The sequence below is a fragment of the Actinocrispum sp. NPDC049592 genome, assembly GCF_040675465.1.
Classification (GTDB): domain Bacteria; phylum Actinomycetota; class Actinomycetes; order Mycobacteriales; family Pseudonocardiaceae; genus Kibdelosporangium.
Window position 1 is genome coordinate 266,190 of the sequence record NZ_JBFAPA010000001.1, and the last position, 14,897, is coordinate 281,086.

Genomic DNA, 14,897 nt, shown 5'->3' on the forward strand with positions numbered 1-14,897 from the left:
TGCGGAAGGTGGCCCTCATCATGTGAGGACCACCTTCGGCAAACGTTCCAGCCCCGGCTAGCGGGACCCTGTCACTTGAGCGCGTCGATCAGGGCACCGCGCTGACGGTCGCCCAGGCCCGCGGCGCGGCGCTCGGCGTCGATGCCGGCCTTCTCCAGCAGCGCGGAGACCTTCACGGCACCCAGACCGGGCACGGCCATCAGCAGCTGCTTGACCTTGGTCTTGCCAATGGTCTTGTCTTCCTTGGCCTTGGCCAGCACCTTGTCGATGGTGGTCTTGCCGGCCTTGATCGAGGCGAGCAGTTCCGAACGCGCCTTGCGCGCCTCGGCTGCCTTGGCCAACGCTTCAGCGCGCTGCTCGGGAGTCAACGTAGGCAGAGCCAACGTGCTGTCCTTCCTATGTCGAGGTCTGGTGTCGCCGACGCGATTTCCCGCACCGCCCCTTTTTGGGACTCGGCCACGCCTCACGACGCGCCCAGTAAACGACACCCACCTGCGGAACATACCCCCGACACGCGGGACTTTCCGCCGGACATCCCGCGTTCGACCAGCGACAACCCTCAGTAATTCACCCTCTCGGGGTGTTTTCGGCACGACACGCCGGGCAATCCGGGGCGACACTCCGGTGAATCCCATCCATGTTTTTTGGCCTCTTCCTGCCGATCCTTCGAAAATCCCCGGCTACCCCGAGTTATCGCCGATCGCAACCCGTGGCCCCGATCCGGAGACTCACCTACTCGGGGTAAGACCATCTACTGTGCAGTCAGGTGCACGGTGCGGTGACGCAGGACACAGGAGCGGCCATGTTCAGCACGATGCAAGACGTCCCCCTCACGATCGGCCGGATCGTCCGGCACGGGACCGGCCTCCACGCCGCCAGCGAGGTCGTCACGTGGATGGGGACCGAGGCGCGGCGGGAGAGCTTCGGCCAGGCCGGGCGCAAGGCCGCGCAGCTCGCGCACGCCCTGCGGGACCTGGGCGTCACCGGGGACCAGCGGGTCGGCACGCTGATGTGGAACAACGCCGAGCACCTGCACGCCTACCTCGCCGTGCCGGCCATGGGCGCGGTGCTGCACACCCTCAACCTGCGGCTGTTCCCCGAGCAGCTGACCTACGTCACCAACCACGCGGCCGACCACGTGGTGATCGTCGATGCGACCGTCGCCCCGCTGCTGGCCCGCGTGCTGCCGGACCTGACCACGATCAAGCACATCGTGGTGGCCAACGGCCCGAAGGAGGCCATCGAGGTCCCGGCCGGGATCGAGCTGCACTCCTACGACGAGCTGCTGGCCGGGCGGCCGGAGGAGTACGACTGGCCGGAAGTGGACGAACGCACCGCCGCGGCCATGTGCTACACGTCCGGGACCACCGGCAACCCCAAGGGCGTCGTCTACTCGCACCGGTCGATCTACCTGCACTCGATGCAGGTCTGCATGTCCGACTCGATGAGCCTGGCCACCACCGACAAGTCGCTGCTGATCGTGCCGATGTTCCACGCCATGTCGTGGGGCCTGCCGTACGCGTCGATGATGGTCGGCGCCTCGCTGGTGATGCCGGACCGGTTCCTGCAGCCCGAGCCGCTGGCCGCGATCATGGCCGCCGAGAAGCCGACCTTCGCCGGGGCGGTGCCGACGATCTGGCAGGGCCTGCTGGCGCACCTGGACGCGCACCCGCAGGACATCTCGTCGCTGCGGGACGTGGTCGTCGGCGGCTCGGCCTGCCCGCCCGCCTTGATGCGCGCGTTCAACGACCGTTATGGCGTGCACATCACGCACGCGTGGGGCATGACCGAGACGTCCCCGCTGGGCAGCGTGTCGCGGCCGCCCGGCGGGCTCACGCCTGAGCAGGAATGGGAGTACCGGTTCACCCAGGGCCGCCCGCCCGCGTCGGTGCGGGCGCGGCTGATCAACGACGCCGGCGAGGAGGTGCCGTGGGACGGCGAGAGCGTCGGCGAGCTGGAGGTCAGCGGGCCGTGGATCACGGCGTCGTACTACCGCCAGGACGAGGACACGACCGGGGACAGCGGAGCCGAGAAGTTCCACGACGGCTGGCTGCGGACCGGTGACGTGGGCGCGTTCACCCAGGACGGGTTCCTCAAGCTGACCGACCGGTCCAAGGACGTGATCAAGTCCGGCGGCGAGTGGATCTCCTCGGTGGAGCTGGAAAACCAGGTCATGTCGCACCCGGCGGTGGCCGAGGCGGCGGTCGTCGGCATCCCGGACGAGAAGTGGGACGAGCGGCCGCTGGTCGCCGTCGTGTTGCGTGCGGGACAAGAGGTTTCGCCGACCGAGCTGCGGGAGTTCCTGGAGGGCAAGGTCGCGCACTGGCAGGTGCCGGAGAACTTCACCTATATCGATGAAGTGCCCAAGACCAGCGTGGGCAAGTTCGACAAGAAGCGGATCCGGGCCGCGTTCGCCGAGGGCAAGCTCGATGTGACACATCTCGCGTAACAGTGTGGAGTGACGCTGTTATGTCCTAAGTAGACAGCCAACGGCGGCGGAAATGGGAAGTGAACAGAACTTCCGGAGTAGTGACTTTTCTTCACGCCCTCCGGCAGGATCGCGTTCATGGTCAACCTCAGCCGCCGCCGTCTGCTGCAAGCCACCGGGGTCGCCGGTGCACTGGGTCTGCTGCCGGGAACTCCGGCACAGGCGCTCGACCGGGCCCTGCGCGAGACCATCAAGCGCACCGTCAGCCCGCTCGGCACGACGCTGGAAACCGTAGGCGTCGCAACGGGAACGGGGTACCGCAGACTCACCGCCGGCCCGGGGTGGCCACTCGTCGTCCGCGGCGACCTCGCCGCCGCGCAGAGCGGGCGGGACGACCGGCGCACCGCGCTCACCTCGTTCGTCCAGTTCACCGACTTACACCTGATCGACGCGCAGAGCCCGGCCCGGGTGGAGTACCTGCACCCGTTCATCTCCTCGGCGCACCGTCCACACGAAACACTGTCCACCCAGGGCGCGACCGCGCTTGTCAACCGGGTCAACAGGTTGACCGGCCCGTACACCGGCCGCGCGTTCGACTTCGTGCTGTGCACCGGGGACAACACCGACAACCACGAGACGATCGAGCTCGAGTGGTTCATGCGGATCCTCAACGGCGGCACCATCACCCCGAACACCGGTGACGCGTCGGCGTTCGAGGGCGTGCAGAACTCACGGGCGACGCTGTACTGGAACCCGGGCGACAGCACCGCGGACATGTACAAGGCCAAGGGGTTCCCGCAGATGCCGGACCTGCTTGCCAACGCCATCAAGCCGTTCAGCAGCCCGGGCCTCAACCGGCCGTGGTTCAGCGTGTTCGGCAACCACGACGACAGCGTGCAGGGCACCATTCCCAGCGGCCTGCCGCTGGTCGACGACCTGTACACGAGCGGGATCAAGATCGAGGGCTTCTCCTCCCCCGCGGCCGCCGAGAAACTGGCCAGGGCCATGCGGACCTCGCCGCTGTCCGCGGTGAAGCAGCTGCTGGAGTTCTCCGGCCCGATCCGCCACGTCACCCCGGACTCGCGGCGCAAGCCGTTCTCCCCCAAGCAGTACGTGGCCGCGCACCGCGACCCGGCGAACACCGGTCCCGGACCGGTGGGGCACGGCTTCGGCCCGGCCAACGCCGCGGGCAAGGACCTGTACTACACGTTCCAGGTCGCGCCCGGCATCGTCGGCATCGGCATGGACACCACCAACCGCGCCGGTCTCGCGGACGGATCACTGGGCGACGGTCAGTTCAAGTGGATCGAGAGGACCCTGCAGGCGGGCAGTTCGCGGTACTACGACAGCAAAGGCACGCTGGTCCGCACGAGTGCGGCCGACACGTTGTTCATCCTGTTCAGCCACCACACCAGCGACTCGATGGGCAACACCGTTCCGGATCCGGCGAACATCTTCGAGAAGCGGCACGACGGGCCCGCGCTGGTCGCGTTGCTGAACCGGTTCCCCAACGTCGTCGCGTGGGTGAACGGGCACACGCACCACAACGCCATCACCGCGCACCGCGGCGCCACCCCCGCGCAGAGCTTCTGGGAGATCAACACCGCCTCGCACACCGACTACCCGCACCACGCGCGGGTGATCGAGCTGACCGACAACGGCGACGGCACGCTGTCGCTGTTCACCACATTGATCGAATCAGACAGTCCTTACGCGACGGACTTCGGCGCGTCCAGCCCGACCGGCCTGGCGTCGCTGTACCGGGAGATCGCGGTGAACGACATCCACGCCGACCCGGCCCGGCTGGGCGGCCCGGCCGACCTGAACACCGAGCTGGTGCTGGCGAAACCCTTCTGAGGCCGGGCAAGGGAATCACCGACACCGGCGGCTTCGGGCAAGCTCACCCATTAGCGGTCTGCCCGCTCCCCCACGGACCTAGTATTGGTCCGGGGGGAACAGCAGAACCGCACGGTGATCGCTATGGTCGAGTAGCGATGACCAATGGGGAGGTGCCCGCTGCCCACCGACCAGGCCGAGCCGCTCGACGGCCGGTCCCGCAAGCTGAACGCGACGTCGTACGTCGTGCTCGGCATGCTGTCCTACGGCCCGGCCACCAGTTATCAGCTCAAACAGCGGATCGGCAGCACGATCGGCAACTTCTGGGCGTTCGCGCACTCACAGCTGTACGACGAGCCGGCCCGGCTGGTGACCGCGGGCCTGGTGAGCCAGTCGATCGAGACCGGCGGCAGGCGCAAGCGCACCTACTCGATCACCGAGGAGGGCCGGCGGGCGCTGGCCGAGTGGCTGGCCGAGCCCACCCTGGAGCAGACCGAGGTGCGTGACACCGGTCTGCTCAAGCTGTTCTTCGGCTTCGGCGCGGCCCCGGGGGACATCCGCCAGCTGGCCAAGGACCGCTACGAGTCGCATCGCGCCCGCGCCGACGGGTACGACGAGCAGCGGACCGAGATCGAGGGCCGCGCCGACCGCTGGCAGCTCAAGACCCTGGAGCTGGGCCTGCGCTACGAGCGCACCGTGGAGCAGTTCTGGAAGGACTTCCTCGACGAGCTCGACACCAACCCGCCCTGACCCCCGCCGCGCGGAACCTGCGATCCGCACTGCCCGGCCCGCACCAGGTACCGCCCCGCCCCCACGATCGGCACCGCCCGGATCCACCATCGGCACTGCCTCGGACCCAGGGTGGGCACCGCCCGGATCCGCACTGGTCACCGGCTCGGACCTGCGCTGAGCACCCGCCCGGACCTGCCCGGACTTGCGATGGCACCCCCGGATCCGCCGGATTTTGTGCGGGGTGGCGGCGCACATACGCTTTCCGGCGAGGCAGGGCGCCAGCCCTGACCGCGCCTTTCCTCCTGCCTGTGCGCGCAGGGGCCCCGCACCAATTCCGGCAGATCCGCGCACACGCACCTCGGACAGCGGTTTACACGATCATGCGTCATGGTGAAAATATCTCCCGACACGTCACTAGGGAGTTGCCATGCCCCGGATCGCCCTGCTCGTCCTAGCCACCCTGCTCGTGTTACCCGCGACCCCCGCCGCCGCGGCCACCACCGCTCCCGTCGACTTCCACTCGTGGCGGGGCACGGACTTCCTGGTCAAGGGGACCCGGGACGGCACGTTCCCGACCCTGCGCGGCCTGCGGATCGGCCGGCCCGCTGGCACGGTCGAGCACACCGAGCCGTCCGGCACCCGCACGTATGAGTACGGCACCTGGACCTCGCCGTTCTACCGCCAGGGGTTCGACGCCACCCAGCTCGTGGCCTCCTGGAACGCGACCACGCCGAAGGGCACGTGGCTGCGCGTGGACATGCGCGGCACGACGACGACCGGCGACCAGACCATCTGGTACGGCATGGGCCAGTGGGCGTTCGGCGACGAGGACGTCACCCGGACCAGCCTGCCCAACCAGAGCGACGCCAACGGATACATCGACGTCGACACGTTCGTGGCCGGCAAACCCATCGTCGGCTACCAGCTCCGGGTGACGCTGTACCGGTTGCAGGGCACCAGGGCGACGCCGAATTTGACCATGCTCGGTGCGATGACGTCCAACATCCCGGACCGGTTCACCGTGCCCATCAGCGCGGGGAATGGCGCGTGGGGCAAGGAGCTCCCGGTCAAGCCGTACGCCCAAAACATCCACATTGGACAGTACCCGCAGTACGGCGGCGGCGGGGAGGCGTGGTGCAGCCCGACGTCCACCGAGATGGTCGTCGAGTACTGGGGAAAGCGGCCCTCGCACCAGGACCTGTCCTGGATCGATCCGTCCTATGCGGACCCGACGGTCGACTACGCGGCCCGGTTCATGTACGACAAGGACTACGACGGCACCGGCAACTGGCCGTTCAACACCGCGTACGCGGCGAGTTTCGGGCTCAAGGCGCATGTGACGCGGCTGCACTCGCTGGCCGAGCTGGAGACGTACATCAGCCGGGGCATCCCGGTGATCACCTCGCAGTCGTTCCTGGCCAGTGAGCTGGACGGGGCCGGGTACGGCACGTCCGGGCACATCATGGTGGTCATCGGGTTCACCAAGGACGGCGACGTGATCGTCAACGACCCGGCCGCGAGCAGCAACGACCGGGTCCGCAACGTCTACAAGCGGGCCCAGTTCGAGACCATCTGGCAGCGGACCAAGCGGCACCGCGCGGACGGTTCGGTGGCCGGTGGCCCGGGCGGCGTCGTCTACATCATCACGCCCTAAAACTAACCAGGCGACTTATACTGGCGAAATGGAAAGTACTGCCCAGGTCATCCTGTTCGACCCGAACTGCCCCCAGCGGGCGGTGATGGAGCACCTGGCCAGTCGCTGGGGCGTGCTCGTGCAGATCGTGCTGCTGCGCGGCACGCACCGGTTCAACGAGCTTCGCCGCGAGGTCGGCGGCGTCAGCGAGAAGATGCTGTCGCAGACGTTGCAGGCGCTGGAGCGGGACGGCGTGGTGCACCGGCTGGTGCACCCGGTGATCCCGCCGCACGTCGACTACAGCCTCACCGAGCTGGGCGTTCAGGCCGCGACGGCGATGCAGGCGCTGTTCGAGCTGATCGGGGCGCGCTGGGAGGACTTCGCTGCCGCCCAGCGGGCCTACGACGAGCGCAAGGGTCGTGCGTGAGCACGTTCCCCGACGCGGACTACCCGGATCGGCCTTACCCCGGGACGCGCCCGCCCCGTTCGTACGTCCACCTCGACGGCAAGGGGCATGAGCTGGAGCCTGCCTGGACGGTCGACGGCGAGGACCTGGACGACTGGCTGATCGCCAACCAGGCGGCTCCGTTGTCCGAACGTGTGCCGGTGCTGACCTACGGCTCCAACGCCAACCCGAGCAAGATCACCTGGTTGCGCGAGAACCTGGGCCTGACCGGACCCGTTCCGGTGATGCGTGCCCAGTGCGCGGGTCTCGCCGCGGTGTGGGCGTCCGGGTTCCGGGTCGTCGACACGCAGCGGCCGGTGACGCTCGCCGCGATGAACGGCACCGAGACGCACGCCCTCTGGTTCGCCGACGCGGCGCAGGTCAAGGTGCTGGACGTGTGCGAGGGCCGCGGTGACCGCTACCACCTCGCCAGAGTCCACACCGGACACGTCTCGCTGGAGGACGGTTCGGTGTGGGACGCGCCGCTGGCGTACACCGCCCATGCCCAGATCCGCCTGCCACTCCACATAAACGGACAACCCGTGCGAGCGGCCACAGTGGACCAGGCGGCAGCACGGGAACTGGTGGGCACCCCTGGGCCAACCGGGCTGTCAGTGTCCGTTGTAGACGGCTCACCGCGCCCGGAAGACTTCCCTGCAAGGGTTTTCGTGTACGGCACACTCCGGCCTGGGTCCTCCGCATGGGAGCTGGTCGCCCCGCACGTGCTCGGCGAGCCCTACCCGGCGACGATCAGGGGCACGGTATTCGACACCGGGTTCGGTTACCCGGGTCTATTGAACGGCGCTGGCGAAGTGTCCGGATGGGTTCTGCCACTGCGGGATCCGGCCATCGCACTGGCCACTTTGGATTCTTATGAAGGCGGGGAGTACCGCCGGGTCCGCGTGGTCACCTCCGGTTCCACTGTGTGCTGGGCGTATCGCTGGATCGCCTGACCAGGTGAGCGGACGCAACCCACCGGGCGGCCATCCGTCTTTCCTGATAGGACCCTGGGGGACGACGTTCGAAGGGTGGATCCATGGTTCGGCACAGGCTTTTGCTGGCGGGGGCCGCGATCGCTGCACTGGGCACGGTTGCCGCGTGTGGCAACAGTTCGCCAACCGCACAGTCCCCGCAGACGGTCACGGTGACCAGCACTCCCAGCGCCCCGGCCACATCGGCGAACTCGGGCAACGGCGCCGGCGAGTCCGGGCCGACCAGTGCGGAACGCCCGGAAAGCGTGAAGAGCGACGCCACCCCAAGGTGTACTGCCGCCACACTCAAGGGTGAGATCACCGGTCAGGACGCGGGCGCGGGCAACCGGTACGCCAAGCTCGTCGTCACCAACACCGGCAAGGCGAACTGCACCCTCTACGGCTACGGCGGTCTCGCGCTGGCCAACGCCAGCGGCGCCGACCAGCCGACCAAGCTGAGCCGCTCACTCGACCCCAAGCCCTCGTTGATCACCCTCGCGCCCGGCCAGAAGGCGTCCAAGAACCTGCACTGGGGCGCGGTGCCGGACGGCACCGAGCCGACCACCGGACCGTGCGAGCCGGCCTCCGCGGGCATCAACGTGATCCCGCCGGACGAGAAGCAGCCGTTCGCTGTCAAGTACGACTTCGGCTCGGTCTGTGAGCACGGCTCGGTCGACGGCAGCGCGTACTACAAGTAGCGAATTCGCCGGTTCGTTACCCACAAGCCGGGAAAAAGAGGGACGCTTGCGCGCATGTCGCAGACGTCCCTCGAACCCGCTCCGCGGCCCGCTGACCAGGCGGATCCGCTCGCGAAGGTGACCATCGCGCCGCGCGCGTACGTCGCGTTCCTGTTCGTGGCCGCGCTGGTCGTCGGCCTGGTCCTGGTGCTGGTCCCGCTGCGGGTCTCCACCCTGGACACCACCAAGACCGTGAAGGTCAGCTGCGGCAACATCCTCGGCGGCGTCGAGACCCCGCAGCTCGCCGAGGCCCTCGGCCATCCGTCCGACGAGGTCGTGCTGGCCCAGTACGTGCACATGTGCGAGGACTCCATCAACGCCCGCACCTACCCCGCCTGGGGCCTGTTCTTCACCGGTCTGCTGGGCATTGTGTGGCTGGGCGCGGGTCAGCGCCGGAAATCAAGGCTCGAATAGGTATAGACCACTGCCGTAGCATCACGGTGTATGAGGATACGACTGCACTCTGTGATTGTCGCCCTGCTCCTCATAGCTGGCTGTAGTTCGTCCGACAACCAGCCGGAGACCAGCGGCACCGCGGCCGCGACACCGGACGAGTGGGCGTCGATGCGTGCCATCGACGCCTGCGCGATCCTCGACGAGTCCGCGCTGGCCGCGCTGGGCAAGACCGGGGACCGGAAGTACGCGGGCGCCAACAGCCACACCTGCGTCACCACGATCACCGCCCCCGACGGGACCGCGACCGTCGCCCGCGCGTATGTGGGCGAACGGGTTCAGGAGGGTGCGAAGAAGATCGACCTTGGCGGCGTGGACGGGTTCCAGGACACGTCCTGCGCGGTGACGGTGAAGATCGCCGGGGACAGCGGGATCAGCATCTCGGTGGAGGGCTACGAGTTCGAGAAACAGTGCGGCCAGGCCGAACAGATAGCCAGAGCCGTGCACACCCAGCTCAAGTCCCCACCGCAGAACCCCTACGCGTCGCCGTTCCACAACAAGGACCCCTGCCAGCCCACCGACCAGTTCGCCGCGCAGATCGGCACCCTGAAGTCGATCCGCCGGCCGACGATCATCAACTGCGAGATGACCGGCACCCAGGGCACCCTCCTGGTCAGCCAGGAGATCGAGTCGATGACCACCCACGTGCACGGCGAACCGGTGACCGTGGCGGGCAAGGAGGCCATGCGCCACCAGGAACCCGACCAGAAGGACCGCTGCATGATCATGGTCCTGCTCAAGGAGGCCCCCGAGGACGCCTGGTTCACCATGCACTACGAAGTGGCGTCCCCATCCGACCCCTGCGGAAAGGCCAGCAAAGCCGCCAACGCCTCCACCACCGCCAGCTGACCCGCACACACCGAGCTCGTCCGCGGGGCAGGTCACCAGACCTGCCCCCGTTTCGGCCTGCCCGTGCGCCGCAGGGGTCCCCGCACAAAATCCGGCAGATCCACTCACGTCACGACAGGAGTTTGGCGGGGTTGAGAATGCCGGTGGGGTCAAGCACCTTTTTGGCCGCCGCCAACACCTCCACCCCCAGATCGCCGATTTCGCCGGGCAGGTAGGGCGCATGGTCGACGCCGACGGCGTGGTGGTGGGAGATCGTGCCGAGCTTGGCGATCGCCTCGCTGGCGGCCTTCTTCGCCCGCTTCCACTGCCCCATCGGGTCCCGCAGGTCACGCGGCACAATTGCCGTGAAGTACAGCGAGGCCCCGGTCTCGTAAGCGTGCGAAATGTGGCACATCACAATGGGTTTGCGGCCCTCAGCGGTCAGAGTCCGAGTCAACGCCGCCCGCACCGCCGACCGCAACTGGCTCAGCGAAGACCAATGCGTCGCGGTCTCAATGGTCTCAACACAGACACCCATCGCCATCAACGCATCCCGTTGCCGAGGACCGTTGAATCGCCCATGCCGCCAGACCTCCCCCAACGGAGTCCCCAGCCGCACGGCGCCCTGCAGCGCCTTGAGGGTCGCCGACCGGTCCCGGCCCTCCCAGCCGAGGATCAACAGGCACGGCTCCTTGATCCCTCGTGCCTTCAGATATCCCTTCAAAGCCGCCGTCTTCAGCCCACCAGCCAACGAGAACGACACCCGGGTCTCGTCCATATCGGACAGACGGGTGATGTCGGCAAGCACGCGGCGCTGCGCGAGTTCCCGCACCACAGCGACACCGCGGTCCCACCCATCCACCACAAAGCCTTCATACCGGCGAACCTCAGGCAACGGCCGAACCCGAACGGTCACCTCCGTGATGACCCCGAGAACCCCTTCGCTCCCAACGACAAGCTGCCGCAAGTCCGGCCCCGCAGCGGAAGCGGGCGCGACCCCAAGCCGCCACTCACCACGAGGAGTAGCGACCCGAACCGCCTCGACCATGTCCTCGAACCGCCCATATCCCGACGAAGCCTGCCCAGCAGACCGCGTCGCGGCGAACCCGCCAATAGTGGCCCGCTCAAAGGACTGCGGCACGTGCCCAAGCGTGAACCCGTGCTCCGCCAATGCCTTCTCCGCATCCGGCCCCCGCACCCCCGCCTCGAACACGGCCAGATGTGACACGGGGTCCACCGAAACCAGCCGGTCCAGCCGAACCAGGTCCAGCGCGATCACGGACTCCTTGTCCCCGCGCATCGCCGCGACCCCGCCGACCACGGAAGTCCCACCGCCGAACGGAATGACCGCGATCCCCCACTCCGCACACACCCGCAGCACGGCGGTGACCTCATCCGGCGACGCGGGCACGACGACCGCGTCCGGCGCCGGGATCAGCCCAGGCTGGTAGCGCGCCAACAGGTCCAGGTACGACAGCCCGCCCGCGCGCCCCAGCCGCGCCTCGTCGGAGGTCAGCACGTAGCTGTCGCCGACGACCTCGGCGAGCAGGTCGCGCGCCTTGTCGGTCAGCGTCGACTCGGTCGGGCGGGCCTCGCGCGGGTGGGTCACGACCTCGGTCAGGCCGGTCTCCGCCTGCAGCCAGCGCAGCGCGTGCGCGGGCAGTTCGGCCTGGTCAGCGGTCCATGCGGTGCGCAGGAGGTGGTCTTCCCGGTTCGCCATGGGTACAGTGTGACACATGACGTCACAACGTCACACCAATCGCGTGGACGACGACCTGCTCCTCGACGCGGCACGCGCCTGCGTGCTGACCATCGGGGTGAGCCGCACCACACTGACCGAGGTCGCCCGCCGCGCGGAGGTCAGCCGGATGACCCTCTACCGGCGGTTCCCGGATGTCCGCAGCCTGATCGCGGCCCTGATGACCAGGGAGTTCGGCGGCCTGCTGACCACCACGCCGGTCGACGCGCCCACCGCGCGCGAGCGGCTGGTGCGCACGGTCATCGCGGGCATCCGCGCGCTCACCGAGAACCCGATCATGCGCGGCATCCTCGACACCGAGCCGGAACTGCTGCTGCCGTACATCGTGCAGCGCCTGGGCAGCACCCAGCGGTTCGCCGAGGAGTACCTGCGCGAAGAGGTGAAGGCCGGTCACGCGGACGGCTCGATCCGCGCCGGCGACGTGCCCACGCAGGCTCGCGCGCTGCTGCTCGTGCTGCAGTCGTTCGTGCTGTCGCTGCGACCCGCTTCGTCCGATGTGGACAGTGAAGACCTGCTGGCCGAGCTGGCCGGTCTGCTCGACAGGGCCTTGGAGGTCCGGTGAACACCTCGCTCAACGCCCGCCGCCGCGCCCGGGACATCGAAGCTCTGCCGAACGAGATCGTCGATGTGCTTGTCGTCGGCGGTGGGGTGACCGGCGCCGGAGTCGCCCTGGACGCGGCCTCCCGCGGCCTGTCCGTCACCCTGGTCGAGGCCCATGACCTGGCCTTCGGCACGTCCCGCTGGTCCAGCAAGCTGATCCACGGCGGCCTGCGCTACCTCGCGCACGGCGATGTCGGCCTGGCCTACGAGAGCGCGGTCGAGCGCGGGATCGCGATGACCAGGACCGCCCCGCACCTCACCCGCACGCTCCCCCAGCTGGTTCCGTTGCACGACAGCCTGTCCGGCGGGCAGGCCGCGTTCACCCTGACCGGCCTGCACGCCGGCGACCTGCTCCGGCGGTTCGCCCGGACCCCGTCGACACTGCTCCCCCGTCCCCGTCGCATACCCGCGGCCGAAGCACTCGCGCTGGCTCCGGGACTGAAACGCGAAGGCCTGCGCGGAGGCCTGCTGTCCTACGACGGTCAACTCGTTGACGACGCAAGGTTTGTCGTCGCGCTGGCCCGGACCGCCGCGGGCCTCGGCGCCCGGATCATCACGCGTGCCAGGGCAATCGACGTCGATCGCACCAGCGCAAGGATTCTGGACACACTGGCGAACCAGGAGTTCGAGATCCGCGCCCGCCGGGTGATCAACGCGACCGGCGTCTGGGCCGGAAAGCTTGTGCCGTCGGTGAAACTCCGGCCTTCTCGGGGCTCACATGTGGTGATCGACGGCACGGGGTTCACCGACACCGCTTTGACCGTACCGATTCCCGGTGAGCGCAGCCGGTTCGTCATCGTCCTGCCGCAGCTCGACGGTCGCGTGTACATCGGCCTCACCGACGAACCCGTCGACGAGATCGAGGACGTGCCAACCGCACCCGAGTCCGATGTGGACTTCCTGTTGGAGGTCGCTTCCTCTGTGCTGGCACGGAAACTCAGTCGCGCGGACGTCCTTGGCTCGTATGCGGGTCTGCGCCCGTTGCTCGACGCGGAAGGTTCGAGCGCGGACCTGTCCCGCAAACACGCCGTTCTCACCGCGCCCAACGGCGTTCTCACGGTCGTCGGCGGCAAGCTCACCACCTACCGGCGGATGGCCGAGGACGCCGTCGACGCCACCGGTCTGGCGTCGGCTCCCAGCCGTACCAAGGGCCTTCCGCTCGTCGGCGCCGCGTCCCGGCAGGAACTCGCCAGGATCAACGCTCCCGCTCGGCTCGTGGCCAAGTACGGGACGGAAGCCGCCGAGGTCGCCAAGGGCGACCCCGAGCAGCTCCATCCGCAGCTCACCGCGGCCGAGGTGGCCTGGGCGATCGAGCACGAGGGCGCACTGGACGCCGACGACATCCTGCACCGCCGTACCCGCATCGGCCTGGTCCCCGCCGAAGCAGTCAGGCTTTCGCCGGAGCGGTTGTGGCCTGGTTCCCCAACTGCTCGATCATCGCCTTGACGGTCTTGAAGATCTGCACCAGCTTGACCACCAGCTGAAAGACCTTCTGCAAGGACTGCAGCAGCTTGACGAGTTTGCCGAGCAGTTTCGTCGCGGTCGAGACAGCGGTTTGCACGATCTGCACGATCGCGGTGGCGATGCTGGCGCCGAAGGTCGCCCAGGACGCGGCCAGCGCCTGGATGATCTGCATGATGATCTTGTTCACCGCTTGCGAGATCAGGTCCATCACGACCTTGCGGATCTCGGCCACCAGCTGGCCCGCGCCGGTCATGGCGGCGGACAGTCCCTGACTGGCTTGTGCGAACCCCTCGATGCCGTTCGCGTGGTTCTGGCTGACCGCGCGGTAGCCGTCGGCGGCCGCGCCGGTCCAGGTCGTCGTCTCGCGAACGGACGCGTCGCGGTACTGCTGGGCCACGTTCGTCAGCTGGGCGCCCGCGCTGGTCCAGCTGGCGGCGTTCGAGGTGATCGACTGCGGGTTCCCGAACAGCATGTCGAACGGCTCCCGGAGGAACGAAACGTGCTGTACCGCCCAGCCGAATCCGGCGCCCGAGATCGCGGCCAGCGGATCGGCCGAGATCCCGATCACATCCAGCGCGGTCTTGGCGATCCCGCCGGCCGCGCCCATCCAGTCGCCGCTCTCGATCGCCGAGACGGCCGACTTCACGTCGCCCAGTAAGGCGGCGCCCGATTTGTCAGCTGTGGTGGTCACTCGGCCTCCCTCTGGATGGCGCGCAGGAAGGACGCGTGCCGGGTGTCGGTGGTCTGGTAGGCCCGCGCGGTGGTCCGCAGGCCGGTGTTGACCTCGGAGACCGTCTGGGCGGCCTTCTCCAGGCCCTGTTTGGCCTCCCCGGTGGCCTGCAGCAGCAGCATGGCCAGGAACTGGCCTATGACGCCGAACGAGTCGCCGCTGAGCGCCGCCTGCGCCGTGGCCGCCGCGTTGCGCGCGTCGTTGGCCAGCTTGAGGACATGGTCGGCGTGCGCCAACAGCTTGTCGATCTCCACATCGAACGAACCGGACATGGCACCCCT

At 68.3% G+C, this 14,897-nt stretch carries 15 protein-coding genes; 11 read left to right on the forward strand and 4 right to left on the reverse strand.

What is annotated here, in order from left to right; translation table 11 throughout:
* Positions 1 to 71: 71 nt before the first annotated feature.
* Positions 72 to 383 carry an integration host factor, actinobacterial type gene (gene mihF, locus AB0J95_RS01230; protein ID WP_364750626.1) on the reverse strand — a complete coding sequence of 104 codons (312 nt, stop codon included), beginning with the start codon at positions 381 to 383 and terminating at the stop codon, positions 72 to 74.
* A gap of 419 nt (positions 384 to 802) precedes the next feature.
* On the opposite strand from mihF, the gene AB0J95_RS01235 reads away from it, so the two are divergent.
* From AB0J95_RS01235 to AB0J95_RS01275, 9 genes are all read left to right on the forward strand, one after another.
* The gene (locus AB0J95_RS01235) at positions 803 to 2,449 is read left to right on the forward strand and encodes a long-chain fatty acid--CoA ligase (protein WP_364750629.1); all 1,647 of its coding nucleotides are present in this window, start codon (positions 803 to 805) and stop codon (positions 2,447 to 2,449) included.
* A gap of 117 nt (positions 2,450 to 2,566) precedes the next feature.
* Complete coding sequence (locus tag AB0J95_RS01240) at positions 2,567 to 4,285, forward strand: TIGR03767 family metallophosphoesterase (RefSeq protein WP_364750632.1); 1,719 nt, start codon at positions 2,567 to 2,569, stop codon at positions 4,283 to 4,285.
* A 144-nt stretch (positions 4,286 to 4,429) separates the two neighbouring features.
* Entirely contained in the window at positions 4,430 to 5,014 is a 585-nt protein-coding gene (locus AB0J95_RS01245) for a PadR family transcriptional regulator (RefSeq protein ID WP_364750635.1), read from the forward strand.
* A gap of 409 nt (positions 5,015 to 5,423) precedes the next feature.
* Positions 5,424 to 6,650, forward strand: coding sequence for a C39 family peptidase (locus AB0J95_RS01250; protein WP_364750638.1), 1,227 nt, complete (start codon positions 5,424 to 5,426; stop codon positions 6,648 to 6,650).
* A gap of 28 nt (positions 6,651 to 6,678) precedes the next feature.
* Entirely contained in the window at positions 6,679 to 7,056 is a 378-nt protein-coding gene (locus tag AB0J95_RS01255; protein WP_364750641.1) for a helix-turn-helix domain-containing protein, read from the forward strand.
* A complete protein-coding gene (locus AB0J95_RS01260) occupies positions 7,053 to 8,027 on the forward strand; it encodes a gamma-glutamylcyclotransferase (RefSeq protein ID WP_364750644.1) in 975 nt (324 codons plus the stop codon). The genes AB0J95_RS01255 and AB0J95_RS01260 overlap by 4 nt, the downstream gene beginning before the upstream one ends.
* Before the next feature lie 83 nt (positions 8,028 to 8,110).
* Positions 8,111 to 8,743 carry a DUF4232 domain-containing protein gene (locus AB0J95_RS01265; RefSeq protein ID WP_364750646.1) on the forward strand — a complete coding sequence of 211 codons (633 nt, stop codon included), beginning with the start codon at positions 8,111 to 8,113 and terminating at the stop codon, positions 8,741 to 8,743.
* Between the two features lie 54 nt (positions 8,744 to 8,797).
* Positions 8,798 to 9,196 carry a hypothetical protein gene (locus tag AB0J95_RS01270; RefSeq protein ID WP_364750649.1) on the forward strand — a complete coding sequence of 133 codons (399 nt, stop codon included), beginning with the start codon at positions 8,798 to 8,800 and terminating at the stop codon, positions 9,194 to 9,196.
* A gap of 30 nt (positions 9,197 to 9,226) precedes the next feature.
* Positions 9,227 to 10,084, forward strand: coding sequence for a hypothetical protein (locus AB0J95_RS01275; protein WP_364750651.1), 858 nt, complete (start codon positions 9,227 to 9,229; stop codon positions 10,082 to 10,084).
* A gap of 109 nt (positions 10,085 to 10,193) precedes the next feature.
* Here the strand turns inward: AB0J95_RS01275 and AB0J95_RS01280 are convergent, their stop codons facing one another.
* Positions 10,194 to 11,783: an FAD-binding oxidoreductase gene (locus tag AB0J95_RS01280; RefSeq protein WP_364750653.1), complete on the reverse strand. Its 1,590-nt coding sequence runs from the start codon at positions 11,781 to 11,783 to the stop codon at positions 10,194 to 10,196.
* A 16-nt stretch (positions 11,784 to 11,799) separates the two neighbouring features.
* On the opposite strand from AB0J95_RS01280, the gene AB0J95_RS01285 reads away from it, so the two are divergent.
* Both AB0J95_RS01285 and AB0J95_RS01290 read left to right on the forward strand, forming a co-directional pair.
* Complete coding sequence (locus AB0J95_RS01285) at positions 11,800 to 12,384, forward strand: TetR/AcrR family transcriptional regulator (protein ID WP_364750655.1); 585 nt, start codon at positions 11,800 to 11,802, stop codon at positions 12,382 to 12,384.
* Positions 12,381 to 13,868, forward strand: a complete 1,488-nt coding sequence (locus AB0J95_RS01290) for a glycerol-3-phosphate dehydrogenase/oxidase (protein ID WP_364750658.1) — start codon at positions 12,381 to 12,383, stop codon at positions 13,866 to 13,868. The genes AB0J95_RS01285 and AB0J95_RS01290 overlap by 4 nt, the downstream gene beginning before the upstream one ends.
* Here AB0J95_RS01290 and AB0J95_RS01295 read toward each other — a convergent pair.
* Complete coding sequence (locus AB0J95_RS01295) at positions 13,810 to 14,577, reverse strand: hypothetical protein (RefSeq protein ID WP_364750661.1); 768 nt, start codon at positions 14,575 to 14,577, stop codon at positions 13,810 to 13,812. The genes AB0J95_RS01290 and AB0J95_RS01295 overlap by 59 nt on opposite strands.
* Positions 14,574 to 14,888, reverse strand: coding sequence for a type VII secretion target (locus tag AB0J95_RS01300; protein ID WP_364750664.1), 315 nt, complete (start codon positions 14,886 to 14,888; stop codon positions 14,574 to 14,576). The genes AB0J95_RS01295 and AB0J95_RS01300 overlap by 4 nt, the downstream gene beginning before the upstream one ends.
* Between the last annotated feature and the right edge of the window lie 9 nt (positions 14,889 to 14,897).